Here is a 26113-nt window from a genome sequence, read left to right as displayed (position 1 = left end):
GTGCCCGGCAGCGATCGATAAAGAATCGACCACGGCCGGGCACGTCTGCGTCCGCTGCAAAGCGTCAGTTACAACCTGCCATCACGACAAATGATGCACCTCTTGCAAACCGAATACCGGCGTTGGAATTCCCTCCATCCGCGCCTTGAGTTGCAGCGATAAATACTGCGAGTAGTGCCGCGATTGATGCAGGTTCCCGCCATGGAACCACAACGCCTGCTGCTGCGTAGGTTTCCACATGTTGCGCTGCTCGCCTTCCCACGGCCCAGGGTCCTTGGTCGTATTCGATCCCAATCCCCACACCTTGCCCACCTTGTCCGCCACCTCACGCGAGATAAGATCCGCGGCCCAGCCGTTCATCGACCCATAACCGGTCGCGTACACAACCAGATCCGCTTCAAGTTCGCTGCCGTCGCTGAGCACGACAGAATGCTCTTTCAACTCGACCACATCCACGCCGCTCTTCAGCTTGATCTTGCCGTCCGCGACGAGGTCTGATGCGCCCACATCGATGTAATAACCCGATCCGCGCCGCAGGTATTTCATGAAGAGGCCCGAGCCGTCATCGCCGAAATCGAGCATGAAACCTCGCTTCTCCAGCCGGTCGTAAAACTCCGCGTCACGCTCCTTGATCGCGTTATAAACCGGGATCTGGAACTCGTGCAGGATCTTGTAAGGTATCGATGCAAACGTCAGGTCGGCCTTCATCGTAGTCATGCCCGACGCCACCGCGCGCTCGGAGTAAAGGTCGCCCAGCGCCAACTCCATGAGCGAGTTCGACTTGACTATGTGCGTGGACGAGCGCTGCACCATGGTCACATCCACGCCCGCTTCCCACAGCGCGCCGCAAATATCGTGTGCAGAATTATTCGCGCCGATCACAACCACCTTCTTGCCCTTGTAAGCATCCGGTCCCGGATGTTTCGACGAATGATGCTGCTCGCCCTTGAACACATCCATGCCCTTGAACTTCGGCATATTCGGCTTGCCCGACATCCCGGTTGCAAGCACGAGTTGTTTCGGCCGAAGCGTTAGCTTTTCGCCGCCGCGCTCGACTTCCACGGTCCATTCACCCGCAGCCTCGTCGTATTGAGCGGACGTGCATGTGGTCGATCCCCAGTAGTTCAGCTCCATGACCTTTGTGTACATCTCCAGCCAGTCGCCAATCTTGTCCTTCGGCGAAAACACTGGCCAGTTGTCAGGGAACGGCAGGTACGGCATGTGGTCGTACCAGACCGGATCATGCAGGCACAGGCTCTTGTAACGCGCGCGCCATTGGTCACCGGGCCGCTCGTTCTTATCGATAATAATTGCCGGCACGCCCAGTTGCCGCAGCCGTGCGCCCAAAGCAATCCCGCCCTGCCCGCCGCCAACAATCAGGCAATACGGCTGCTTGTCATAACCCAGTGTCTCCAGCTCGGCCTCGCGATTCTCCTTCCAGCTGGTCCTGTCCTTACGTGCGCCATGCTCGGCGCCCATCGGCCGCTTGATGCCTTTCGGTTCTTCGTGGCCCTTAAGTTCGGTCATGGTCGTGAGCAGCGTCCAGATCTGCCCATCCTTCACGCGGATAAAGCCCGTACCTCGAGCAACGCCGGTCTCGAACGTGATCCACGCTTGCGTCACGCCGTCCGCTTCGGTCGCCGTTTCGTTATCGGCAATCTTCAGGTTCGATGGCTTGACTGTGTCCAGCTGCGATTCCAGCATCGCCGCAATCTGCTCGCGGCCTTCCATCGTCTTGATGTTCCAGGTGAACGCGACCAGGTCGCGCCAAAAACCATCGGGCTGGAATTGCGCGGCCGCCGCTGCTGTGTCGCCGCTCTTTAGCGCGGCTTCGAATGTCTCCAGGACGTTGGAGATGGTTTGATTCGGATTCTGTTCAGACATGGTGGCTCCTCCATTAGTTACGGATCACTAAGTATCGATTAAAAAAGACGGGTTCTTTGCCCGCTAAAATAAAACGCAAGTCTGCTGCTAGCGCCTGTGCGGCGCCACTATTCCAAACTTCGCTATACGCCGGTACAACGTCGCCCGCGATATGCCCAGCGCTTGTGCCGCTATGACTGGCCGCCATTTAGCATGGGTCATCGCAGCGAGTATGCGAGTGCGTTCAAGTGTTTCGCTTTCGGACAACGCGCGTTCCGTTACCGGCTTGGCGGCTTCGCGTGGTGGCGGCGTCGGGCTTCGGGAAACGTGTACAACAGGCGGCCTGACACGCGCATGCAGCGGCGAACCCGAGCCGACCAGCCTGAACGAGATGAGATCGCGTCCGGGGCGTGCATCGAGCAGACGTTCGGCGCGGATATCGAAGAGTTCGGAGACGTGGCGCGGCAACTGATTCAGCCCCGGCACGCATTCCTTCGCGCGCCGGTTAGCCGCAATCGCGTAACCGCGTGCGTCGAACGCGATCAATATTTCCGGCTGCGCCTCAACGTAATGCCGGCTGCGGTGCGCAAGCAAGACCCAGCAATGCGTGGTCGCGTTGAGGAAGAAACCGTCCTCTATCAGCAACGCGCTTTGCCGAACAATATGGTTGACCAGCCGCTGGCTCTCGCGCTCTTCGGGCGAGCGCACCGCCGACGCATCCAGCACGCCGATCAGCTCGCCTCGCACGCCGAAGATAGGCGATGCGCTACAGGTCAGCGTGGTGAACGCCGCGCGGAAATGGTCGGTCTTGTGGACGGTGATCGCCTCGGCGTCGAGCAGCACCGACGCAACACCGCATGTCCCCTCTTCACGCTCGGACCAGCACGAGCCGGGATACAAACCCGCGCGCTTGAATTCGTGCCGGCGATCACGATCCACCCGGTAGTCGATGGTCACGCCCTCTGCATCGGTCAACATCACGCAGTAGTCGGCTTCGCGTACGGTTTCATGCAGTCGCGAAAGACATTGGCCGGATGCACGCAGCACGGTTTCTTCGCGCTGCTGGACATCGCGTAGTTCGGGAACGGTCAGGATGCGCGGCCCGATAGTCGCGCCCGGATCGAGATGATATTGCTCCAGCGAGCGCCTATACGACGACGCCAGCCGCGACGCATCGGCACCCGGGCTGCTCATGCGGCCTTCTATCACGTTGCGCACGCGATCGATGTGTCTGGTCTGCGAAACATACGGCATGAAGAGCCTCCGGCCGATTCGGTGCGCTCGCGCCATTCACGACACGCGGCAACCCGAAAACTTAAACGCATGATGACGTTTTAGCATGCGTATTCCGGGAGATCACACCGCAGTGCACCATCGAGGTTGATGAGACATCTGTCTCAATCAACGGCGAGGCTGTGGACTCGCGGTTATGGACTGTTACCGACGCCGCGTTTCGTCGAGCGCCGCCATCTTCCGGTAGAGCGTGTTACGCGATACGCCAAGCATTCGCGCTGCCGCCGAGACGTTGCCGGCGTGCGTCTCAAGCGCTGCCGCGACGGCCGACAACGCGAGATCGTCCAGGCGCGCGCTGTCCGTCGCAGACGGCGACAAGGCCACTTTCGCATTCTCCGCGTCGCGTTCGTCATCGAAGAAATCTTGCGGCAGATGGTCCAGGCCGATGCACGTCTCATGGTCGTCAAGCATCGCACACGCGGTCCTCAGCACGTTCGCCAGTTGCCGGAAATTTCCCGGCCACGGGTGACGGGTGAACGCCGCCAGCACCTCAGGTGAAACCCTGATGGGTGCACCACTTGGACGCTCGGCACGAAGGATCTTTTCGACGGTCACAGCCAGATCGGTCCGCTGGCGCAGCGGCGGCAGCGTCACGAGCAACCCGTTGATCCGGTAATAGAGATCCTCACGAAATTCGCCAGCAGTGACGCGCTCGCGCAGATTGCGATTGGTCGCGCAAATCAGGGCGAAATCCACAGGCACGGCGCGCGTGCTGCCCAGCGGCGTCACCATGCGCTCTTGCAGCACACGCAGCAAACGGCTTTGCAACGAGTACGGCATATCGCCGATTTCATCGAGGAACAGGGTACCGCCATCGGCTTGCAGGATCTTGCCGCAAGCGCCGCGTTTGGACGCGCCCGTAAACGCCCCTTCCTCATAACCGAACAACTCCGCTTCTATCAGCGTGTCCGGGATCGACGCACAATTCACCGCAACGAACGGCCCGTCGCAACGAGGCGAGTCACGATGCACGGCGCTCGCCAGGACATCCTTGCCGGTACCCGTCTCACCGCCAATCAGGATCGGAATATTTTTACCGATCACCCTGCGCACCCGTTCAACGAGTGCCGCAACCTGGGCGTCGCCAGTCATCAGGTAACGCAGGCCGGAGAGTTTCGGCTGCGGTTCCGAGACGCGTTTGCGCGCGATGACATCGGTGACATCGTGACTGTCCGTCGAGAGTGCAACGGCCGTCGAGCGCCTCAGATCGGCGCTGGCAAAAACATTAACGCCGCTGTGCAGGCACAGCGAAATCGTGCGTTCGACGGGCGCGCCCGCGCCGCTGCGCATCCGGTCGAACAGTTCGCTGCATGAGACGTTGAACAACGATGACAAGGTATGCGCGCGCAACGAGGCAAGCGGCAAGCCAAACTGAAATTGCGCGCTGCGATTAGCCGATAGAAAGCGTCCATCAGCCCTGAACGCAGCAATGCCTTCCATCAACGTGCCGATAAACTCCGGACGCCCGTGAAAATGGATTCGCAATGCTTCAGGAAAGGCGCTGGTGAACAAATGGTTCTCGATCATCTGCGCGGACATCTTGGCAAGCGCCATGGTGTGACGGCTGTGGCCGCGACAATCGCCGGTGACGTCAAAAACGCCTAGCAACTCTCCGAACGGATCGAGAATCGGCACGCTGGAGCACGCAAGGAACCGGTTCGCGCGCAAGTAATGCTGGTCGCCGAGCACCATGGCGGCGTCGCGTGCGGCAATGGCCGTGCCTATCGCGTTGGTGCCCTGCTGCTGTTCGCTCCATAACGCGCCCGGACGCAACGCGACACGGTCGGCACGGGCGAGGAAATCGTCGTCGCCAAGCGAATGCAGGATGAGCCCTTCAGAGTCGGTCAGTACGACCATGCTATGCGTATTGGCGATCTGCCCGTAGAGCGTTTCTATGACGGGCAGCGCATGCGTGGAGAGCGCGCGATTCTGTTCGCGCTTGAGTCGGAGATCCGCTTCGCTGAGCACGCCGTAGTCGGGCCGCATGGTGTCCGACAGGCCGAAGCTCCGGGAACGTTCGTGCGATTGCTTGATGATATCCAGGCCTTCCATACGGTCAGCATGATCGCTGACCAGCAGCGCGGATCCACTTGATCCGCTTGAACGGTCGATAGAAACCGGGTTCATAAGCATTGTCTCCTTCGCCAGCATTCGCGGAAGGAGTCGGTCGTCAGCTCCGCCCATCGCGTGGTCGATCGAGACAATGTACCACTGCTACCGTGTTCAACCCCGGGTTCAACCCGTGACGTGCTCGACCGGATGACGCTCGAGCCACGCAGATTCGGTGTCGTCGAAAAGGCGCGATCGCGTGAGAAAACGCAACCCGCTCGGCCGTTCCAGCGAAAACATGCCGCCATTTCCCGGCACGCAATCGATGATCAACTGCGTGTGCTGCCAGTATTCGAATTGAGATTCGCTCATGTAGAACGGCACGCCGGCTAGCTCGCCGAGCTTGACGTCCGACGAACCGACCATGAATTCGGCGACCGGGAAACACATGGGCGCGCTACCGTCGCAGCAACCGCCCGACTGATGGAACAACACCTGTCCGTGTTCGGCCTTCAGCTTATCGATTAATTGGATCGCCGCCGGCGTGGCGACCACGCGCGAAACTTCTTCTTCGGTCATAAGGGTTTCCACTGAATACGCAATATGACGAGCCGCAAAAGCGGCCCGCCATTTCAATCAGACAACTGCTTCAATCAGAAGAAACCGAGCGGCTTCTGGCTATAACTCACCAGCAGGTTTTTTGTCTGCTGATAGTGGTCGAGCATCATCTTGTGATTTTCCCGGCCAATGCCCGATTGCTTGTAACCACCAAACGCCGCATGCGCCGGATACGCGTGATAGCAGTTGGTCCATACACGCCCAGCCTGGATGTCGCGGCCGAAACGATAGGCTCGCGTACCGTCGCGCGTCCATACGCCCGCACCGAGGCCATAAAGCGTGTCATTGGCGATTTCCAGTGCCTGCGCTTCGTCCTTGAAAGTAGTCACCGACACCACCGGCCCAAAGATTTCTTCCTGGAAGATGCGCATCTTGTTGTGACCGCGGAAGACGGTCGGCTTCACGTAGTAGCCGTTCTTCAACTCGCCGTCGAGCGCGTTGCGTTCGCCGCCGATCAGGCATTCAGCGCCTTCCTGCTTGCCAAGATCGATATACGACAGGATCTTTTCAAGCTGCTCCTGCGAGGCTTGCGCGCCAATCATTGTCTTCGAGTCGAGCGGGTGCCCCTGGCTGATGGCCGCCACGCGCTTGAGCGCGCGTTCCATGAAGCGATCGTAGATTGACTCTTCAATCAGCACGCGCGACGGGCACGTACAGACCTCGCCCTGATTCAGCGCGAACATGGCGAAACCTTCAAGCGCCTTGTCGAAATAGCTGTCGTCCGCGTTCATGACATCGGCGAAGAAAATGTTCGGGCTCTTGCCGCCGAGTTCGAGCGTCACCGGAATCAGGTTCTGGCTGGCGTACTGCATGATCAGGCGGCCAGTCGTGGTCTCGCCGGTGAACGCGATCTTGGCAATTCGCTTATTCGATGCCAGCGGTTTGCCAGCCTCCAGCCCAAAGCCGTTGACCACGTTGAGCACGCCGGCCGGCAATAGATCCTCGATCAATTCGATCAGCACCAGCAGCGAAGCGGGGGTTTGTTCAGCGGGCTTGAGGACGACGCAATTGCCCGCGGCGAGCGCAGGTGCTAGCTTCCACACCGCCATCAGAATCGGGAAATTCCACGGGATAATCTGCCCTACCACGCCTAGCGGCTCATGGAAGTGGTACGCGACCGTGTCCCCATCGATCTGCGAAATCGAGCCTTCCTGAGCCCGCACGCAACCGGCGAAATAGCGGAAATGATCGATCGCCAACGGGATATCGGCGGCCATGGTTTCGCGTAGCGGCTTGCCGTTATCGATTGTTTCCGCCACCGCAATGCGCGTCAGATTCGCTTCCATCCGGTCGGCAATCTTGTTCAGGATGTTGGCTCGCTCAGCGGGCGACGTCTTGCCCCAAGCGGTCTTCGCTTTGTGCGCTGCGTCGAGCGCGAGTTCAATATCAGCTTCGCGCGAGCGCGGAATCGATGTGAACGGTTCGCCCGTGATTGGCGAAATGTTATCGAAATACTCACCACCTACCGGCTTGACCCATTGACCACCGATGAAATTGCCATACTGCTTTTTATACGGGAAGTCTGTGTTCAAAAATTGCATCTCGGCGTGATTCATGTGCGTGCTCCTCGCATGTCGGTGAGAATGACCGCCGCGACTATGATTGCCGCGACCGGTGGAAACATACTTGCGAGATGCGTGCCAATGGACGTCTTGTATGTGGGCACGGGCGGTGCGGGATTTCGGCTTGTGTAAGAGGGAGACCCAAGCGTTCCGTTTCGGAACAGGTGCGCCGAAAAACGCGTTGAAACGGAACAGTGACGCGTGGTGGATTTGTTGTGCAATATAGTGCGTCGGACCGGTGGCGTTCGTCATGGGCGTAACTTGAAAGAGAGGCACGCGATGGCATTGATCGGCGTTAAAGCATTGGTATTTGATGTATTTGGCACTGTTGTGGATTGGCGCAGCGGCGTGGCGCGTGACGCCGCGCTGTTTCTGGCGCGGCGTCAAATTAACGGCATCGACCCGTCCGAATTCGCCGATGCCTGGCGTCGACGGTATGGCCCTGCCATGGAGGAAGTGCGCAGCGGCCGGAGAGCATTCGTTCGGCTAGACGTGTTACACCGCGAGAACTTGCTGGCGGTATTGGCGGACTATGGAATTGATGCCGCAAGCATTCCGGACGAGGAAGTAGATGAGCTGAATCTGGCGTGGCATCGGCTCGATCCGTGGCCCGACTCCCTCACCGGCCTCACTCGACTCAAGGCCACTCGCATCATTGCGCCACTTTCGAATGGCAACATTGTGCTGATGCTGAACATGGCGAAACGCGCCGGCATTCCGTGGGACGCAATTCTGGGTGCGGAAGTCGTGCAGGCGTACAAGCCGATGCCCGAAGCGTATTTGCGAACCGCCGATGTACTGGGTCTGCGCCCGGAGCAAATGTGCCTGGTCGCCGCGCACAACAGTGATCTCGCAGCGGCGAGGCAATGCGGGTACAAGACGGCGTTTGTTGCTCGGCCAACGGAACATGGGCCGGGGCAGACCACGGACTTGAAGGCCGAAGCGGACTGGGACGTGGTCGCGCGTGACTTCAACGATCTGGCGGATAAGGTGGGAGCTTAGGGTGACTTAGCTCAACTTAAACCGTCTGCCGTTCGACAATATGAAACCCGACATCAACCACGTTCGCTTCCTTCGCGCCTTTCAAGCGCTCTAACAAACAGCGCGCTGCGCTCACGCCAATACGCGTGCCGTCCACGCCCACGGTCGTCAATTGCGGACTGGTTTCCGAAGCGAACTCCAGATCGCCGAAACCGCAGATGGCCAATTGCGACGGCACGTCGATACCCCGCCGTTTTGCCTCGCCAAGCACGCCGATAGCAAGCAAGTCCGAGCCGCAGAAAACCGCATCGAGTGATGGCATCTGCTCCAGCAGCTTAGGCAACGCGACTTTGCCAATGGACACCGAGCTGGGCGGCGCGACAATCACGTCCGCTATATCGTGGATCCCTGCGCGCGCCAGCCGCTCCCGAAAGCCGGTGATACGCGCAATCGCACGATCATCATTGGCCGACACCAGACCCGGATGCGAGACCCCACGCGCCAAGAAGCGCTCCGCAACCGCAACGCCCACTTCGTAATGCGAGAAACCGACGAGCATATCGATCGGCGTCTCAGTCATGTCCCACGTTTCAACAATCGGAATGCCGACATTGCGCAGCCTTTCGCGCAACGAATCCGTGTGCGCGACGCCCGTGAGCAGCACCCCTTCAGGACGCCGGCTCAAGACGGCATCAAGCAGCGTTTCCTCACTGGAATCGCTGTAGCCGCTCAACGCGAGCAGCACCTGATAACCGGCCTTCGACATGGTCTCGCTGAACACCTGAATAGTCTCGGAAAACAACGAGTGCGCGATGGTCGGGACAATCGCCGCGATCAGCCGCGACTTCGCCGAGGACAACCCGCCCGCGAGCCGGTTAGGTACGTAACCAAGCTTCTGGACCACCTGACGCACGCGCTCGAGCGTTTCCGGCGCGACCGATTCCGGATTGTTAAAGACACGCGAAACCGTGATGGGAGAGACGCCCGCAACAGCCGCGACGTCGGTAATGCGCAGTCCTTTCGGACCGCCGCGCGAGCGCTTGACGGGCGCGGGCGGAGCTTCTTCCCGGGCGTCGATGGCGTCGATGGAATGGGCGGTCGGCTTGTCGTTCGGCATGGTTCGCTTGGTTGCAGGAGGACTTGACGCCGATATTGTAGTCAACGCCGACCGGGCCTTGTCATAAGAACGATACCGCTGCTCCCTACGCCGCTTCCACCCTCCGCTCACTGGCCGCCTCGTGCGTTCCGTCGTGACGACTGCGGCGAATCAAAATCAGCGTGATGACGCCGAACGTAAAGAGACACGCCGCAGGAATCAGCATGGGCGCCTTCGTGCTGCCGCTCACCTGCCGGACCCATGGCACCAGATTCTGCGCGATAAAACCGCCCACATTACCCAGCGAATTGATCGCCGCAATTCCGGCTGCCGCGCGCGCACCGGTCAGGAACTTCGGCGGCAATGTCCAGAAACACGGCAACAACAAATACATGCAAGGCGCGCCAAGGCTCAACGCAATGAAACGCAACGTGTTGGTCGGCAGGAACACGCTGCCAAGAAAGAACATCACGCCGAGTACCGACGCACAGAGCATCGCGGTCATCGTGCGGTCAGCGGCGCGCAACTTCGACGGCAACCATGCGAGCACGATAGTCGCGAGCAGCCACGGCACAATGTTGATGAGACCGTTGACGGTATTGCTGACCCCGAAGCCCTTGACCAGCGTCGGCAGCCAGTAGCTCACGCCATACACCGACATGGACAGCATCATGTAATACATCGCCATGCCGATCACGCGTGGTTCCGTCAACACGCTCAGGAAGTTTGTCTTGCCCGCTTCGGTTTGCGCTGCGAGGGCGCGTTCGTTATCGAGCGTATCGGCTAGCCATTTCTTTTCCGCCTCCGACATGAATTTTGCTTTGAGCGGAGACGCAGGCAAATACAACAGCACGACGGCGGTCAGAAGAATGGACGGTATGCCCGTGACAATGAACACAAGCTGCCAGCCTTGCAGACCAAAGAGCCCACCTTTGTCCAGCAGCCAACCGCAAATAGGCGCGCCCACCATATTGCCCAGACTGCTGCCCACCGTGAAATACCCCAGCATCCGCACCCGATGCCGCGATGGAAACCACAAGGTCAGGTAATAAATTACGCCAGGATAAAGCCCGGCTTCGGAAGCACCGAGCAGAAAGCGCAACACGTAGAACGTAGTGGCGTTTTTCGTGAACGCGAGCAGCACGGTGACAATGCCCCACGTCAGCATGATCCGCGCGATCCAGCGCGGCGCGCCGTACTTGTGCAGCAGCACGTTGCTCGGCACTTCGAAGATCAGATAGCCAATGAAAAACAACGACGCGCCCAACCCATACGCCACTTCGCTCAAACCGAGACTGCCCAGCATCTGCAGCTTCGCGAAGCTGATATTCGAACGGTCGATATACGCGATCAGGTAGAGCAAGCCAAGCAGCGGCATCAGCCTGAATGCCAGCCGGTTGATCAACGGCACTTCATCTACCGCATGCGGAACAGTATTCACCTTGTCTCCTGCGCCCGCTGCGTGCCAGCGAGCCGTAATTGGTCCAACGTTATTGTTATTGTTTTTTCGCGCGCCATTGCGCATAGGCCGCCAGCGTTTCTTCATTCGGCGGATAGGTGCCGCGCAATGGCCTGCCTTCATCAATGCGCTGCGAGATGAAGATTTCCAGCTGCTCCTGCTCGGTCGCATCGCGCGCCACGTCTTCCGCCATTTCATGCGGCACGATCACGACGCCGTCCACATCGGCGACAACAATATCGCCCGGGTACACCGCCACGCCGCCGCACGCTATTGGCACGTTCATATCCACTGCGTGATGTTTGGCGAGGTTCAGCGGCGCGCTCGCGCCCGCGCACCATAGCGGCAGGCCGAGCTCGGAGATCGTGCCGCTGTCGCGGACCGCGCCGTCGGAGACCATGCCTGCCACGCCGCGCTTCGCCAACCGGAGCGCGAGAATCGATCCCACCGATGCCACCGAGCGGTCCCCGCGACAGTCCTGAACCAGCACGCTGCCCGGCGGTGCGCTCTCCACCGCCTTGCGCTGCGGATGATCGGGGTCCTGGAAGACGCCCACGTGATCGATGTCTTCACGCGCGGGAATGTTGCGCAGCGTGAACGCCGGTCCAACCAGGTTCGGTGCGCCCGGCGCGGGTTTGACGAGCGGCGCGACACCTTGCAAAAACACGTTTCGCAAGCCGCGCTTGAACAACTGCGTGGTGAGCGTAGCCGTGCTGACGTGGCGCAACAGTTCCAGCGCGGCGTCGCTTATGGGAGTATCGGATGGGTTCATAAGGAGTGCTCTGAATAAGGTTAGTGAATCTCGGGTTCGTCGCGATGCGCACCCGTCGTCGCTGCCACGGTCTCCGACGACGCGGCCACCGGTTCCTCCAGGAAATCGAAGTCGCAGCCCTTGTTGGCCTGCGTGACATGAAGCTGATGCATCACGCCAAAGCCGCGCTCGAACGGGCGTTTCGGCGCCTTCCACGCTTGCCTGCGAGCGCCGAGCTCTTCGTCACTGACATCGAGATGGAGACGTCGGCCGGGCACATCGAGCTCGATCATGTCGCCGTCTTTCACCAGCGCGAGCGGACCGCCGACAAACGATTCCGGCGCCACATGCAGCACACACGCGCCGTAGCTCGTGCCGCTCATGCGGGCGTCCGAGATCCGCACCATGTCGCGTACTCCTTGCTTCAGCAGCTTTTGCGGGATCGGCAACTGGCCCCACTCGGGCATGCCGGGCGCGCCCACCGGACCCGCGTGCTGCAGCACGATCACGGACTCCGCGGTGACATCGAGTTCTTCGCTGTCGATGCGCGCGGCCATATCGGCGTAATCCTTGAATACGACGGCCGGGCCGCGCGCCTTCAGCAGATGCTGTTCCATTGCGGCCGGCTTGATGACGGCGCCATCCGGCGCAAGGTTACCGGTCAGCACCGCGAGGCCATCGCGTTCCACCAGCGGGTTGCCGAGTTTGCGGATCACGTCTTCGTCGAAGATCTCCGCGCCCGCGATGTTTTCTCCTAGCGTCGATCCGCTCACCGTCATCTGCGTGCCGTCGATCAGGCCGCCCAATTCAACGAGCAACGCGCGCAAACCGCCTGCATAGAAGAAGTCTTCCATCAAATACTTGCCGGCCGGTCGCAGGTTCGCGAGCACCGGCGTGATGCGCGCGAGTTCATCGAAGCGCGCAGTTGTCAGGTCGATACCCGCCCGGCGCGCGACCGCGACCAGATGCACGATCGCATTCGTGGAACCGGACATGGAAAGCACGGTCGTGACGGCGTTATCGAAGGATTTCGCGGTCAGGATGTCCGACGGTTTCTGGTCGGTCCAGACCATCTCCACAATCCGCTGGCCCGTTAGCGAGGCGAATTGCGCGTGCCGCGAATCGACTGCGGGTATCGACGAAAAGCCGGGCAACGTCAAGCCGAGCGATTCCGTGGCAGTGGTCATGGTCGACGCCGTGCCCATGGTCATGCAGTGGCCCGGCGAGCGCGCAATGCCACTTTCAATGCCCTTCCATTCCTCTTCCGTGATCTTCCCCGCGCGCAGTTCGGCCCAATATTTCCATGTGTCCGAGCCGCTGCCGAGCGTGCGGCCGTTCCAGTTGCCGCGCAGCATCGGGCCAGCCGGCAGGAAGATTGTCGGCAGGTTCATGCTGATCGCGCCCATCAGAAGGCCGGGCGTGGTCTTGTCGCAGCCGCCCATCAGAACGCAGCCGTCGAACTGGTATGACTTCAGCAATTCCTCGGTTTCCATCGCGAGGAAGTTTCGATACAGCATGGTGGTCGGTTTCTGGAACGGCTCGGCGAGCGTCATCACGGGCATTTCAACCGGGAAACCGCCGGCCTGCCAGACGCCGCGCTTGACCTCCTCCACGCGTTGCTTGAAGTGCGTGTGGCACGAGTTGATCTCGCTCCACGTATTAACGACGGCAATGACAGGCTTGCCCATGTAATCGGATGGGTGATAGCCCATTTGCGCCGTGCGCGAACGGTGTCCGAACGAGCGCAAGTCGTTCACGCCATACCAGCGGTAGCTGCGTAATTGTTCAGGGGTCTTGCGGGGGGCCGTGGAAGTCGGGGGCAGATTCGAGGACAAGCTCATTCTCCTTGGTAGCGCTACCAACGCACTCTTGAATGAGCGAATGGTAACGCTATCATTGACGAACGTCCGTAGGGGATTTCACGAATAAGGAAGACCGTAGGGCTATTCCGAACCTGCCCTCAATCGCTCACGGCAAGGAATTAGCGCCGGTTGATTGTTGCAGCCCGGTTGGCATTCGATGGCTGGAACAGGCCGGCCGAACCCAACGGCCTGCATTTCGCGGAGGTTTACCTCACGAAACCCTGCGCCGTCCCATCGTGTCATTCACAACAGCGTCATCGCGCGCCGAACCGCCGCCTTCTTCAAACGGCGGTTGATGGCGAAAACCCGCGCTGCCGGACACGACCGCAATGATGGCGCCGACCACCAGCGCAGCAAACGAATACCACGTCGCGCGGGCAATGCCACGCGCTGCCGTTTGCGCCGTTTGCATCGCGTTCTGCTGCGCATCGGCACTGGCCGCAGCCGACGTTGCCCCGTCCAGCGCTGCCTGCGCCTGCTGCCTCGCGGAATCGCCGAGCGAGCCAGCCGCTTGATTACCTGCCGCCGCACCGACGTTCGCCGTCGTCGCCGCGACGTTGCCTGCCACGCTGACTGCCCCACCGATAATCGATGTCATGCCATAAAGAAGCAGCAAGGTCATCACAGCCCACGCAAGCAAACCGTGCAGCCATCCGAGCACTGGCGCACAACGCCCGGCGAAGTACGAACCGACAAATACAGCCAGTACGGTTGTAACAATCACCCACACGCCCGAGCCAAATCCGAAAACACGCCCTGGATTCGGCTGAGCCATGGGTGCCAGAAGCGACGCGCCAATCGCCGTCCCCAGCACGCTCATGATCAGGTAAACAATCAGCGACAGAATGACGCCGGCTATGACCGCGCCCCACGAGATACGGGGTAAGCCATCTTGAGTAGTTAGGAGTCGCATAGGTGTCCCCTCTGAACGGGAAAGCGATTGTCGAATAATTGCCGACGACGCCGCGCCGGGCAACCGTTCTCTGCAATCGCTGTTCCCACATTTTTAGGGCAATTAAAAGCTGGCATCTTCGTTGCAAGGTGTTCTAAACGAACGCGCGATCTCGTTCGGTTCATCTGCTTGCAAAGCAGCAACATGCGCTTAATACCGAGGGAATCGTGCACATCCTGTTTATTGACGACCATAAAGATTCAGCCGACGCGTTTGGCGAAATAGCGTCTGGCCTGGGGCACAAAGTGCAAGTCGCGTACGACGGTCGAACCGCGATGGAATTGACCCAGGCGCAGAGCTTCGACGTCGTTTTCTTCGACATCGAGTTACCCGACGCCGATGGCCGGGAGCTTTGCCGGCGGGTTCGAAACGAAGGCGCGTCCCGCGACGCGTGTGTGATTGCGGTGACCGGCAGAACCGATCTGCGGGACAAGGACCTGGAACCGTTCGACGGTTATCTGCACAAGCCGATCAGCGCGGGCGCTTTGGAGCACGCGCTGAAATTCTCGGAAGGCTGAGTCAGCGCATGGCGGTTTTTCGACCCTCGGCGTTCGTCGCAACGGCGATCGCATCGAGATTTTGCGGACAAGGGAAGTTCAAGCGGAGCAATTGTCGCATCGTCGGGCTGGCGTTCCTGACGAACGTTTCGCCGACCATCGCGCGCAGTTCTTCCATCGGTTTGACGAATTTCGGCAGGTATTGGATCCGCACCGCGCTGCGATCCTGCGTACTCTCGTTGGGCATTGCGCAGTGCCATGTCGCGCCGAAGAAACAGTCGCGTCGCCGGGCTCCGCTTCCATGCGCTCGCAGCATTCGAAGAAGGCGTCACCCTCGCCGGGATAACGCAATTCATGCTGCGTGTGCGGCACAAAAGCCGTCCCCCGGACGAGGCCACGGAGCACTCCGGCTGCTAGTGCACACAAGCATAGAAGACCATCCGTGCCACTGCAAAGTAAATTTCACACGCTGATTCGGTGGAATTTAATTTCTATTTTGAAAAGCCATAGCCAATGCGGCCCGCAGCCATGCTTGATGGAAATCCATCATTTTTTTGAGTGAGCAGCTAGCGGCGGTCATCTATCGTTGTCTCAACAAGAAGGCCGCCCGGCGGTTGGTACTGACGGGAAGCGCTCAAACATGGCTAAAACATCGCTTGAACATAATTAAGCAGGAGACAACCTATGTCCTCGACTCCCGACGCCAGCGCCAGCGATGCGGCCAAGCCCAGCCTCACCGGCCCAAAGCTCGACGAACGTATCGGCCAGCAGTGGTATCAGCCGCGCATCCCGCGCGCCGTGCTTAAAGATCTGATGAAACGCAGCGACGCCGAAGGCCTCCGCAACTTCGTGCCATGGTTGTTGCTGTTGGTCGCGTCGGGCCTGGTGGCGGCTTCCTGCTGGGGCACATGGTGGACAGTGCCTGCCTTCCTGGTCTACGGCACGATCTATTCGTCCAGCGACGCCCGTTGGCACGAACTCGCCCATGGCACACCTTTCAAGACCCGCTGGCTCAATGACGCCTTCTACCACCTGTCTTCGTTCATGACGATCCGCGAAGGCTACTGGTGGCGCTGGAGTCATGCACGGCATCACACGCACACGTACTTTCAAGAGCGTGATCCGGAAATCCAGGTCGCGCGACCAACCCAGGTCTTGCCAATCATCGTCGATTTTTTCGGACTGCTTGGCAGTTCGCTCGAAATCCGCAAAGTCGTCCGGCATGCGTTCGGCCACGTAGATGCCGCCACCGACGCGTTCCTCCCCGCCACCGAAAAGCCGAAGATGATCTGGTCATGCCGAATCTATCTGATGGTGGTCATTGGCACGATCGGCCTTGCTATCGCGCTCCATAGTTTCCTGCCGCTGATGTTCGTGTGGACACCGCGTTTTTATGGCGGCTGGCTGCATCAGTTGCTCGGCCTGACGCAGCATGCGGGCCTCGCGGTCAACGTGAAGGACCATCGGCTGAACACACGCACGGTGTACATCAATCCGGTCTTCCGCTTTCTGTACCTGAACATGAACTACCACCTTGAACACCATCTCCTGCCAATGGTGCCGTTCCACGCGCTGCCGCGTTTGCATGAAGTCATCAAGGATCAGCTTCCGCCCGCTTATCCGAGCCTTTCCTCGGTGTATCGCGAGATGGTGCCCGCGTTATGGAAACAACGCTCCGATCCGGCTCATGTGATCGAACGCAAGGTGCCGGTTGAAAGTGCCCCGCACGGAACATTTGCGGCCCAGTCGGGCATCTGAACAATTGCAACAACCCGGAGGCTCTTGTGGCCGTTGAAACGAATGACATTGAGTGGGTCGTCGCCTGCGCTGCCAGCGAGATCGCCGAAGAAGACGTAATCCGCTTCGATCACGCGGGTGCGAGTTACGCGGTGTATCGGATCGCTGAAGGTTTCTTCGCATCGGATGGCTGGTGCACACACGAACGCGCACATCTCGCCGATGGCTTCGTGCTCAATCGTGAAATCGAATGCCCTCTGCATCAGGGACGTTTCGATATCCCCACAGGCAAGCCCAAAAGCCCGCCCGTCTGCTTGCATTTGAAAACTTACCCCGTGCGCATTGAAGGCGGCGAAGTGCTGCTCGGCGTACCGGCGCAAGCGAAGACCGCGTCATGAAAAGCCGACCCGCGATGGTGATCATAGGCGCCGGGCAAAGCGGAGCACGCGCCGCCCATGCGTTGCGCGACAACGGCTGGGACGGCGAGATCACGCTGCTTGGCAATGAAGGGGTTGCGCCTTATGACAGGCCACCGCTCTCAAAGGCCGTGCTGCTCGGTCAGAAAACGACCGCGCAATGCGCGCTGTATGACGAGACGTTTTATTGCGAGCAACGCATCGACCTGCGTGTCGATGCAAGCGTTCAACAGATCGATCGCGCAGCGCGCAAGGTGGTTCTGAAGGACGGCCATACCATTGCCTATCAGCGTCTGCTGATCGCCACCGGCGCGGCGCCAAGGCGCCTGAGCGTGCCCGGCGCAACGCTTGACGGCGTGCATGTCTTGCGCACGGCAGCAGACGCGTCAAGCGTAGTCGGCGAGTTGTTGCCGGGACGGAAGATCGCGATCGTGGGTGCGGGTTTTATCGGGCTGGAGATCGCGGCAACGGCTATTGCAAGAGGCTGTGAAGTGATCGTGATCGAAGCGGCCGCGCGTGCGCTGATGCGTGCCGTGCCGGAGATTGTCGCGGCGTATCTGGTGGAACGGCACAGGCAGATGGGCGTGGACGTGCGCTTCGCCCTACAGGTCGACCGGATAGTAGGATCGACTATGAAGCGGGTCACCTGCGTGAAGCTCTCCGACGGCACGAGCATCGCGTGCGATTGCGTGATCGCCGGCATTGGCGTGAAGCCGCGCACGGAGCTGGCGGAAGCGGCGGGTATTGACGTAGCGGACGGCATTGCCGTGGACGACACGCTGCGCACCAACGATCCGCACATTTTCGCAGCCGGCGACGTCTGCTCGTTCCCACACCGGTTGTTCCGCCGGCGCATGCGGCTCGAATGCTGGAAGAACGCGGAGGACCATGCACGTATTGTCGCGCGCAACATGCTCGACCGCGGCGAAACCTATTCCGAAGTCCCATGGTTCTGGTCTGATCAATACGACATGACCATCCAGATTGCCGGCATGCCAGCGTTCGGCGTGACGACCGTTGTGCGTGAGACGGGCGCCACCTCGCGGATCTTCTTCGCGCTGGATCGCGACGGCGTGCTGGTCGGCGCGAGCGGCGTGGGCCAGGCAATCGAGATCGCACGCGACGTGCGAGTGGCGCAGGAGTTGATTGCGCGGAGGGCATGCGTTGACCCTTCCTTGCTCTCGGATCGCAGCGTCAAGCTCAAGCCGCTGCTCGCCGTGGAGGCGCTATGACGCAGCGGCTCGACATCTATCAGTCGCTATGGGCAATGGAGCGCCGTCACACTGACGGCCATGAGCGCTCGCTTGAAGACAACATAGCGATGATCGCGCAAGCGGGTTTCAATGGCGTCAGCGCTTCTTATGCATCGCGCGACGACGTGCGTCAGCTTAGCGGTTTGCTAAGACCACTTGGCCTGCAAGCAGAGGGACAATGTTTTCCGCGTACGGTAGATGACCTGCAGCCGATCCTTGAAATAGCCACTGAGTTCGGCGTGCATCACATCGACTTGCAGCCAGATGTGCGGCCGCGTCGGCTCAATGACGCGCTCAAGTTGATCGATGGATGGACGAGGCTCGCCGAGCAGGTCGACTTTCCGGTGTATATCGAAACGCATCGGGACCGCATGACAACGGACCTGCATTTCACGCTCGATCTGCTTGAAGCCCGGCCGGATCTGAAACTGCTTGGCGACATCTCGCACTATCTCGTGGGACGTGAATTCGCGCTACCCGTGTCCGATGAAAACCATGCGGATATGCACCGGATTCTCGACAATTCGTGGGCCTTCCACGGCCGCGTTGCGAGCCGTGAACAGGTGCAGATAGAGATCTCGTTCGAGCCGCACCGGATCTGGGTGGACCTGTTTCTCGACTGGTGGCGTTACGGCTTTGCGTCGTGGCAACGGCGCGCGGGTCCAGATGACACGCTGGTCTTCACGTGCGAACTGGGACCCAAGCCTTACGCAATCATCGGCCGCGATGGCAACGACACGACCGACCGCTGGGCCGAATCCCTGCTGATGCGCGATCGGATTCGCGAACTCTGGAGCGGCCTGTGCCGCCAAGAAAAGCCAGCACCGTTAGCGCTTAATCGCTGAACGGAAGGTTTTCACGCAACAACACCGTGACCGGAATCTGCTGCGGCAATGCCACGCCGGGGTCGCGATGATAGTGCCGCAAGATGATTTCGATGGAACGCATTGCTTCGGCGGCCGGGTTCTGGTCGAGCACGGCGTCGAGCGTTCCTTCAATGAGCAAGCGCCGCGAAATGTCGTTGAGTTCGTGGCCGACGAACACCGTCGAACGAACCCGGCCGAGCGCCTGAAGTGCCGCGCCGACGCCTTCGTCGCCGACTGAAATGTTATAGATCCCGCGCAGGTCGGGATAACGCCGGAAGGCGTCGCGAGTGAGGCTTTCGGTGACCGCCGATTGCTCACGGCTCTCGACGGTTTCCACGATGTCGCAGTTAGGGAAACGCCGCCGCAGTACCGAACGAAAACCGCTTTCGCGTTCTTCATGGCCGAGGAAATCATGCATGCCCGTCATCACGAGCACCTTGCCTCCCGCATCGCCGAGAAAGCGGCCCATCAGCTCGCCCGCGACGCGTCCCGCCCCACGATTGTCGATCCCCACGTAAGCCAGCCGCCCCGTTCCAGGCAGGTCGCTGGCAAGCGTGACGACCGGCATCGCGCGGCTGACCTGACGCAAGGCCGCCGTGATGTCGGGATGCTCGTACGCGACGATGATCAGCGCATCGGCCTTCTGCGTCGCACGGCTGATGGTCTCGACCACGCGCGCCGGCTCGAGGTTATCGAAGTAAGTCACCGCACAGATCACGCGCTGCGCTTCGAACGCCTTCTGCGCGATTTCGAAACCCTGCTTGAGATAGACGTAATACGGCGCAACGGGTTGCTGCAAGAGGATCGCGATGCGCAACCAGCGCACCGATACCGCGTCGAGCGCCCGATCGATCTTGAGCTTGCGCGCCCATTCAAGCACGCGCCGCTCCTTCTCGCGCGAGACGCCGCCGCGGCCGTTAAGCACGCGGTCGACGGTGGCTTCGCTGACGTCGGCGGCCTTGGCGATATCGGCCATGCTCGTTTTACGGCGGTTGGTCAGGTCGGGCATGAGCCTTACACGTTTTAGAAGAGATCACGGAGTGCACTGATCATCGCATCAACCGTACTTGCCTATCAAGTTGGTGCGTAAGTTAAGCCTTACCTAACAAGTCACCGGCTACGAACGGCGACAGCAGTACCCCGCACGATGGCCTGACATTCGCACCGCGGATGCGGCCGCGCACGGAACATAACAGGAGACAGGAGATGACCCGGAGACTCAGCAAATTTCAAACGCGTTCGAAGTTCGCGATAGCTGCATGCGTAACGTCCACGCTTTTCGCCGCGAGTGCTGCACACAGCGCGGAGCCGCTGAACATTGTGATGCTGACGCACGGCGCGGCGACCAACGCGTTCTGGCAGGCCGTGAAGAAAGGTTTCGACGATGCCTGCACGCGCGTTCAGGCACATTGCCAGATGGTCTTTACTCAAACCGACGGCTCGATCGAGCAGCAGAGCGCGAACTTCCAGGCCGCCGTCGCGCGCAAGCCCGATGCAATCTTGACGACCATCGTAGACGACAACGCGCTCACGCCAATGATCAACGACGCCCGCGCGAAGCACATCATCGTGATTGCTTATAACGTCGATCAAAGCAGCGGCGCGGCGGGTGCGGCGAAACGGCAGGCGTTTATTGGCCAGAACTTTGTCCCAGCCGGGCGCAGTCTCGCGCATCAACTTACCAGCCAGTTTCCGAAGGACGGGCCGATCCGCGTGCTGATTGGTGTCAGCGCGCCGGGCCAGAACTGGGCCGAGCAACGCGCGAAAGGCGTGATGGAAGGTCTCGATGAATGGAAGCGCGCCAATCCGACTCGCACGGTCGTGATCGACCGGATCGACTCCGGCACGGATCTCTCGGTGACAGGCGAGCGCGTTGGCGCGTATCTCACCGCCCACCCCGATACAACGGCATACTTCGACATGGGCTTCTTCCATGCAGCAGTAGCACGCACATTGAAGGACCGCAACGTGCCGCCGGGCAAGGTGCTGCTTGCGGGCTTCGATATCGTCCCGCAAGTCCTGCAGATGATGAAGGCGGGCTACATCCAGGCCGAGGTCGATCAGCAACCGTATGCGCAGGGTTTCATGCCTGTGATGCAGGTGTATCTGGCGAAGTCCTTCGGCCTTGCGCCCACCGATATCAACACCGGCAATTCGCTCGTCATGCCCGCTCAGGCGGACTCGGTCATCGCGCTCTCGCAACAAGGCTTGCGCTAGGAGATTCGCATGAAAAAGCTGCTCAAGATCTACCTGCAGAAGCCGGAGTTGGCGGGCATTGTATTACTCGCGGTGTTGATCGGTTTGTTCCAGGTGCGCTCGCAGATGATATTTCTCAGCGCCGAAAATATTCGTGGCGTGCTCGGCGTGTTGCCTGAAGTGGGACTGGTGGCTATAGGCGTGACGTTGCTGATGATCTGCGGTGAATTCGATTTATCCGTAGGATCGGTGTTTGCGCTCACGCCCATGGCGATCACGCTGCTAATGAATGCAGGCGTGCCGTTCTGGCCGGCATTTTTTATCGGGCTGGTGGTAGCCGCGTGCGTGGGACTCGCGAACGGATTGATCACGTTAGTCTTCAACATACCGAGTTTCATCACCACGCTTGGCATGTTGTTCATCGTGCGATCGCTGACGGTCGTGCTGTCCGGTGGCTTCCCGCCGAACCTGCCGATCGAACGAATGCCTTCTCAACTGTTCGTCAGTTTCATAGGACCGGAGGGGCTGTTTCGGGCGTCGTTTCTTTGGTTCATCGCCATCGGCGCGGCGGCGGCATTCCTGCTTTCGGCAACCAATCTCGGCAACTGGATGAAAGCAACCGGGGGGTTCCTTGAGGCATCCATATCGAGTGGTGTGCCGGCGCGGCGCGTGAAGCTGTTCTCCTTCGTGCTGTGCTCGGTGCTCGCCGGTTTCGCCGGCCTGATCCAGGTGTTGCGGCTAGGTGCGGCGCTTCCGTCAATAGGCGATGGTCTCGAGCTGCAGGCGGTGGCCGCTGCCGTGATCGGCGGGACCGCTCTGTCTGGCGGGATCGGCAATGTGCTCGGTGCAGTGGTGGGCGCCCTGCTGATTCGCGTGATCGATAACGGCCTGGTGCTGACGCAAGTCGATGCCAACTGGTTCAAGTTCGCCGTCGGCAGCCTGACCATTTTCGCGGTTGTCGCCAACGCGTGGATGCGCCGCACGGCACGACATCTGAAGGTGGCGCTATGAACACACTCTCTTCCGCGGCTCGCCATGCCGGTCTACGTTCGCATGAAGACAGCGCCGTCGCCGATGCGCTAAGCACATCGACCTCACTGATGGCTGTGCGTAACCTGCACAAGTGGTACTCCGGCGTGCATGCGCTCAAAGGCGTGAGCCTGGAGTTCAAACGCGGTGAAGTCGTGGGCCTGCTCGGCGACAACGGCGCGGGCAAATCGACGCTTATCAAGATTCTCTCGGGCGTGCATCGGCCGGATGAAGGCGAGATTTTGTTCCAGGGTCGGCCTGTGCGTATCCCCACGCCAAAAGCAGCGATGCAGTTGGGTATCGAAACTATTCATCAGCACAATTCGCTTGTGCCGAATCTTTCGATTGCGCGCAATCTGTTTATCGGGCGCGAACCGCTGCTGTTCTCGCTGTTCGGCATTGGTCCCATGGACCATGCACGCATGCGCACGGACGCGGTTAAAGCGATTGCCGATGTCGACCTGCATCTGCGTTCGGCTGAAGCGCTGCTGGGCGAACTGTCGGGCGGCCAGCGCCAGGGCGTGGCAATAGCGCGCGCGATGCACTTCAAGTCGAAGGTGCTGATCCTCGATGAACCGACGAACCATTTATCGGTGAAGGAGACGGATAAGGTGATCGGGTTTGTGCGGGGCTTATCGGCGCAGGGGATTACCGGCGTGTTTATCAGCCACAATCTGCAGCACGTGTTTCACTCGTGCGACCGGATTGTCGCGATGGCGCGCGGTGAAGTCGTACTCGATAAGCCGGTGGCGCAGACGTCTATTGAAGAAGTGACGGAGATGCTTTGATCGACTACATGGTGGAGAGATAAATCAATGGGACAGTTCGACGGCAAGGTGGCTGTAGTCACCGGTGGTACACAGGGGCTTGGAGCGGCGATCACGGCGCTGTTCGTTGAGCGCGGAGCGAGGGGCGTGGTTATTTATGCCGGGTTGCTAGGTTCCAGGGTTGGCGGTCGGGGTCTATGCCGGGGTGCTGCTTTCGGCCTTAGTGGTCTGCTTAGGTTAGCTAATTTCTTTATCACTATTAGCCACTGCGCGTGGCAGCGCGTCATTTCTTTGTCCAAAGCGACAAAGAAACGAAGCAAAGAAAGCGCTTTCAAACCACGCTACCCTAAGTGTCCACAGCGTGCAGTTTCTATTCATAGGTGCCCCAAAAGCACGGTGCTCGCCAGAGCCACGGATGTGTGAAACCCTCTTTCTCCGAACACGGATACCCACACGCTTCGCCACCAGTGACTGAACCTGCCCAAGGAGCACCCCGCGCTATCCGCGAACAACCACTCACCAAATTAGTATGCTTAACGAACCACGTCGCCAACCCGCCGCGAAGATGGATGAGGCTGTAACCCACGAAGAACCGCGGCAACAGATACGCGTAATGCCGTGCTGGTCCGTAGGCAAATCGTGCTTGCCCGAGAGCGTTGGGGGCGAAGCGTGTTCGTGTCAGGATTCGCGAGAAGGAGGGGTTCACACATCCGTGGCTCTGGCGAGCACCGTGCTTTTGGGGCACCCATGAATGGGAACTGCACGCTGTGGACACTTACGAGCCCGCGTTCTGAAAGCGTTTTCTTTGCTTCGTTTCTTTGTCGCTTTGGACAAAGAAATGACGCGCCGCCACGCGCAGTGGCTAATAGCGATAAAGAAATTAGCTAACCTAAGCAGGCCACTAACGCTAAAAGCAGCAACCCGGCAATGGCTCCGACCTCCAACCCTAACGACCAAGTGCGAACGAATCACCCCGTCCGTATCTTCGAAAACGTGATGGTCTCGAACAGCTCGTAAGTCGCGGTTGGCGTCTGGTCGGCACCGGGCGCGTGATAATAATTCATCGTAATGGTGGTCTTGCCCCCGGCTCCCCCGGATCATGATCGAACACGGCAATGCCATAACCGGTACCGGTATCGCGCTGCGCCGACCAAATGGCATCTTCCAGCGCATCGGCGGGCTGACGCACGAACGTGTTCGCCGCGCTCCCGGCTACCGGCCGGTTGGGCTTGGTGAACACCTTTGCCTGCACCTTGCCGGTCCCGGCGTCCAAGCCGTAGACGTCCAACGGCGCACTCGTGCCGCCGCCGCCCAGGATCAGGTGAATCGTGCCCTGGCTCGTATCGAAGGCACCGTCAACAGGAGTCGACGTAATGACCGGCCGAGGCTGTAGCGTATCCACCGGCGAACCCGTCACGGCATCAATACCCGCATGGTGATTGCAGCCACGCACGGGGTAGCTGCGCTCGTAATCATGGTCGTGGCCGCAGAGTACGAGATCGACCCCATAGCGATCGAACAAGGGCAGCCACGCCTCCCGGATGCCCTTGTCGGAGCCATTGCCAGTCTTCGAGGAAGTCAGCGCGTCCTGGTGCATCTGGACGACGATCCAGTCGATATTCTTATCCTCGGCGGCCTTGCGCAGCGTCTCGCCTAGCCAGCGCGTCTGCTCGCCACCGCTATAGCCACGAACGTAAAGCGACGTCCCCGGGGCGATCGGCGGATTGCCTGTGCTTGCCGCCGGCACCAGCGGGCTCGGACCCGCTACGAAAGCGGCCGCGTCCTGGTAGACCACGTCGTCCGCATCGAGCGAGACGAACAGCACGGAACTCACACGAAAGCTATACCAGCGACCGGGAAAACGCGTGCCGTTCTCCGGCAGCGTATAGCGCGCCAGATACGAGTCAAGTCCCTGCCCCCCGTTGTTGAATTCCAGTTCATGATTGCCCGGGCAAGGCATCCAGGGGCGATTGGCCGCCGAGGTCTGCGCGTTGTTGCCGAAGTCGCGCCAAACCTCGGGCTGATGCTCCGGGTTCAGGTTGGCATAGCAAAGATCGCCGTTGAGCAAGTGAAATAGCGGCTGGAACCGCTCCACTGCCTGCACGGCGAAGCGGCTCTGCAGCGACGAGAGCGCCCAGCCGGTATTCGGCGTGGCGAGGTCGCCATAGCTGGTCCAGCGAAACGGGGCCCGGCCGTACGGGGCAGTCTGGAAATTCGCCGTGAAGGGGTGGGCCGCATTGCTGTCGTTGTCGGCGGTGACTTCGTACTCGTAGTTGACCGCGGGTTTCAGGCCACGAAGGCGCGCGTGATACGTGCAGACAATCTCGCCGTTGAGTCCATCGGTATAAGTGCGTTGAACGCCATGCACGGTCGCTCTCGCCTCGCCGGCACGGCCAAAGCGCACTCGCGGATTGACCGCCGGGGCGAGCGAGGCCCACGAGATCACCACCTCGGCCGAAGGCTCCCTGCCCCAGGTCAGGTGGATCTGCTCAGGCGTGCCGTCCGGGCTCGCCGCAGCCGCCCGGCTGGCCGAAGCCAGACCGCCTGCGGCCGTTGCCAGTCCGGAAGCACCAGCAAGCTTGAGGAAACCACGCCGCGAAAACATCGCGCCCTGCTCGGCCGGCGAAAGATCATCGCTGTTCTTGTTCGACATATCTGGTGTTCTACTCCTTAAGAGGATAAACCAGCGCAAGGCACTCACGGCGGCTCAGAAAGCAGACCGGCTCGAAGAGCGTAATTATTGGCAGACGTGTTTACCGGGCCATGACATGGTCGCTGTAATTCGTCTTCGGTGTGAACTCTGTATTATCCCGCCAGCGATTGACCTGCATGTCCGCGCAGATGCGCACCACTGACCGTGGTGTCG

Annotated in this window: 21 protein-coding genes and 2 pseudogenes; 10 read left to right on the top strand and 13 right to left on the bottom strand. The window is 60.1% G+C overall.

Annotated elements, in window-relative coordinates; translation table 11 throughout:
- Positions 1 to 81: 81 nt before the first annotated feature.
- From SBC1_RS23550 to adh, 5 genes are all read right to left on the bottom strand, one after another.
- Positions 82 to 1884: an NAD(P)/FAD-dependent oxidoreductase gene (locus SBC1_RS23550; RefSeq protein WP_165095177.1), complete on the bottom strand. Its 1803-nt coding sequence runs from the start codon at positions 1882 to 1884 to the stop codon at positions 82 to 84.
- 87 nt (positions 1885 to 1971) lie between these two features.
- Positions 1972 to 3117, bottom strand: a complete 1146-nt coding sequence (locus tag SBC1_RS23545) for a sigma-54-dependent Fis family transcriptional regulator (RefSeq protein ID WP_165095180.1) — start codon at positions 3115 to 3117, stop codon at positions 1972 to 1974.
- A gap of 183 nt (positions 3118 to 3300) precedes the next feature.
- A complete protein-coding gene (locus SBC1_RS23540; RefSeq protein ID WP_165989063.1) occupies positions 3301 to 5208 on the bottom strand; it encodes a sigma-54-dependent Fis family transcriptional regulator in 1908 nt (635 codons plus the stop codon).
- Positions 5209 to 5391: 183 nt separating this feature from the next.
- Positions 5392 to 5784 (bottom strand): DUF779 domain-containing protein, encoded by a 393-nt coding sequence (locus tag SBC1_RS23535; RefSeq protein ID WP_165095184.1) that lies wholly within the window; start codon positions 5782 to 5784, stop codon positions 5392 to 5394.
- Positions 5785 to 5858: 74 nt separating this feature from the next.
- Positions 5859 to 7379, bottom strand: coding sequence for an aldehyde dehydrogenase (adh, locus tag SBC1_RS23530; RefSeq protein ID WP_165989025.1), 1521 nt, complete (start codon positions 7377 to 7379; stop codon positions 5859 to 5861).
- A 285-nt stretch (positions 7380 to 7664) separates the two neighbouring features.
- On the opposite strand from adh, the gene SBC1_RS23525 reads away from it, so the two are divergent.
- Positions 7665 to 8387 carry a haloacid dehalogenase type II gene (locus tag SBC1_RS23525; RefSeq protein WP_165095188.1) on the top strand — a complete coding sequence of 241 codons (723 nt, stop codon included), beginning with the start codon at positions 7665 to 7667 and terminating at the stop codon, positions 8385 to 8387.
- Between the two features lie 16 nt (positions 8388 to 8403).
- On the opposite strand, the gene SBC1_RS23520 is transcribed toward SBC1_RS23525, so the two are convergent.
- The 5 genes from SBC1_RS23520 to SBC1_RS23500 all read right to left on the bottom strand — a co-directional run bounded on the left by SBC1_RS23520 (position 8404) and on the right by SBC1_RS23500 (position 14447).
- Positions 8404 to 9483, bottom strand: coding sequence for a LacI family DNA-binding transcriptional regulator (locus SBC1_RS23520; protein WP_165095192.1), 1080 nt, complete (start codon positions 9481 to 9483; stop codon positions 8404 to 8406).
- An 85-nt stretch (positions 9484 to 9568) separates the two neighbouring features.
- Positions 9569 to 10840, bottom strand: a complete 1272-nt coding sequence (locus SBC1_RS23515) for an MFS transporter (RefSeq protein ID WP_370469657.1) — start codon at positions 10838 to 10840, stop codon at positions 9569 to 9571.
- Positions 10841 to 10958: 118 nt separating this feature from the next.
- On the bottom strand, positions 10959 to 11693 hold the full coding sequence (locus SBC1_RS23510; RefSeq protein ID WP_165095199.1) for a ribonuclease activity regulator RraA: 735 nt from the start codon (positions 11691 to 11693) through the stop codon (positions 10959 to 10961).
- A 20-nt stretch (positions 11694 to 11713) separates the two neighbouring features.
- Positions 11714 to 13507: an L-arabinonate dehydratase gene (gene araD, locus SBC1_RS23505; RefSeq protein WP_241202214.1), complete on the bottom strand. Its 1794-nt coding sequence runs from the start codon at positions 13505 to 13507 to the stop codon at positions 11714 to 11716.
- A gap of 238 nt (positions 13508 to 13745) precedes the next feature.
- Positions 13746 to 14447: a hypothetical protein gene (locus tag SBC1_RS23500; protein WP_165095205.1), complete on the bottom strand. Its 702-nt coding sequence runs from the start codon at positions 14445 to 14447 to the stop codon at positions 13746 to 13748.
- Positions 14448 to 14653: 206 nt separating this feature from the next.
- On the opposite strand from SBC1_RS23500, the gene SBC1_RS23495 reads away from it, so the two are divergent.
- The gene (locus SBC1_RS23495) at positions 14654 to 15004 is read left to right on the top strand and encodes a response regulator (RefSeq protein WP_165095208.1); all 351 of its coding nucleotides are present in this window, start codon (positions 14654 to 14656) and stop codon (positions 15002 to 15004) included.
- 1 nt (position 15005) lies between these two features.
- Here the strand turns inward: SBC1_RS23495 and SBC1_RS40035 are convergent, their stop codons facing one another.
- On the bottom strand, positions 15006 to 15161 hold the full coding sequence (locus tag SBC1_RS40035) for a hypothetical protein (protein ID WP_243830301.1): 156 nt from the start codon (positions 15159 to 15161) through the stop codon (positions 15006 to 15008).
- A gap of 506 nt (positions 15162 to 15667) precedes the next feature.
- Here SBC1_RS40035 and SBC1_RS23485 point away from each other — a divergent pair.
- The 4 genes from SBC1_RS23485 to SBC1_RS23470 are packed head-to-tail and all read left to right on the top strand — an operon-like array spanning position 15668 to position 19234.
- Positions 15668 to 16741, top strand: coding sequence for a fatty acid desaturase family protein (locus SBC1_RS23485; protein ID WP_165095211.1), 1074 nt, complete (start codon positions 15668 to 15670; stop codon positions 16739 to 16741).
- A gap of 26 nt (positions 16742 to 16767) precedes the next feature.
- Positions 16768 to 17118: a non-heme iron oxygenase ferredoxin subunit gene (locus tag SBC1_RS23480; protein ID WP_165095214.1), complete on the top strand. Its 351-nt coding sequence runs from the start codon at positions 16768 to 16770 to the stop codon at positions 17116 to 17118.
- Complete coding sequence (locus SBC1_RS23475; protein ID WP_165095217.1) at positions 17115 to 18368, top strand: NAD(P)/FAD-dependent oxidoreductase; 1254 nt, start codon at positions 17115 to 17117, stop codon at positions 18366 to 18368. Before SBC1_RS23480 ends, SBC1_RS23475 begins: the two co-directional genes overlap by 4 nt.
- Positions 18365 to 19234 (top strand): sugar phosphate isomerase/epimerase, encoded by an 870-nt coding sequence (locus SBC1_RS23470; protein ID WP_165095220.1) that lies wholly within the window; start codon positions 18365 to 18367, stop codon positions 19232 to 19234. Before SBC1_RS23475 ends, SBC1_RS23470 begins: the two co-directional genes overlap by 4 nt.
- On the opposite strand, the gene SBC1_RS23465 is transcribed toward SBC1_RS23470, so the two are convergent.
- The gene (locus tag SBC1_RS23465; RefSeq protein WP_165095224.1) at positions 19224 to 20264 is read right to left on the bottom strand and encodes a LacI family DNA-binding transcriptional regulator; all 1041 of its coding nucleotides are present in this window, start codon (positions 20262 to 20264) and stop codon (positions 19224 to 19226) included. The two genes, SBC1_RS23470 and SBC1_RS23465, sit on opposite strands and share 11 nt — an antisense overlap.
- A gap of 197 nt (positions 20265 to 20461) precedes the next feature.
- Here SBC1_RS23465 and SBC1_RS23460 point away from each other — a divergent pair, with 197 nt between their 5' ends.
- The 4 genes and pseudogenes from SBC1_RS23460 to SBC1_RS40030 all read left to right on the top strand — a co-directional run.
- Positions 20462 to 21472: a sugar ABC transporter substrate-binding protein gene (locus SBC1_RS23460; RefSeq protein ID WP_165095227.1), complete on the top strand. Its 1011-nt coding sequence runs from the start codon at positions 20462 to 20464 to the stop codon at positions 21470 to 21472.
- 9 nt (positions 21473 to 21481) lie between these two features.
- Positions 21482 to 22462: an ABC transporter permease gene (locus SBC1_RS23455; protein ID WP_165095230.1), complete on the top strand. Its 981-nt coding sequence runs from the start codon at positions 21482 to 21484 to the stop codon at positions 22460 to 22462.
- An 89-nt stretch (positions 22463 to 22551) separates the two neighbouring features.
- A complete protein-coding gene (locus tag SBC1_RS23450) occupies positions 22552 to 23268 on the top strand; it encodes an ATP-binding cassette domain-containing protein (RefSeq protein WP_241202252.1) in 717 nt (238 codons plus the stop codon).
- 27 nt (positions 23269 to 23295) lie between these two features.
- Positions 23296 to 23403, top strand: a pseudogene (locus SBC1_RS40030) (short-chain dehydrogenase); the annotation flags it as partial.
- Between the two features lie 812 nt (positions 23404 to 24215).
- Here the strand turns inward: SBC1_RS40030 and SBC1_RS23440 are convergent.
- Positions 24216 to 25900 (bottom strand): annotated as a pseudogene (locus tag SBC1_RS23440) (fibronectin type III domain-containing protein).
- Positions 25901 to 26113 lie beyond the last annotated feature (213 nt).

This window comes from Caballeronia sp. SBC1 (genome assembly GCF_011493005.1).
GTDB lineage: Bacteria > Pseudomonadota > Gammaproteobacteria > Burkholderiales > Burkholderiaceae > Caballeronia.
This window is presented reverse-complemented; position numbering and strand designations above follow the sequence as displayed.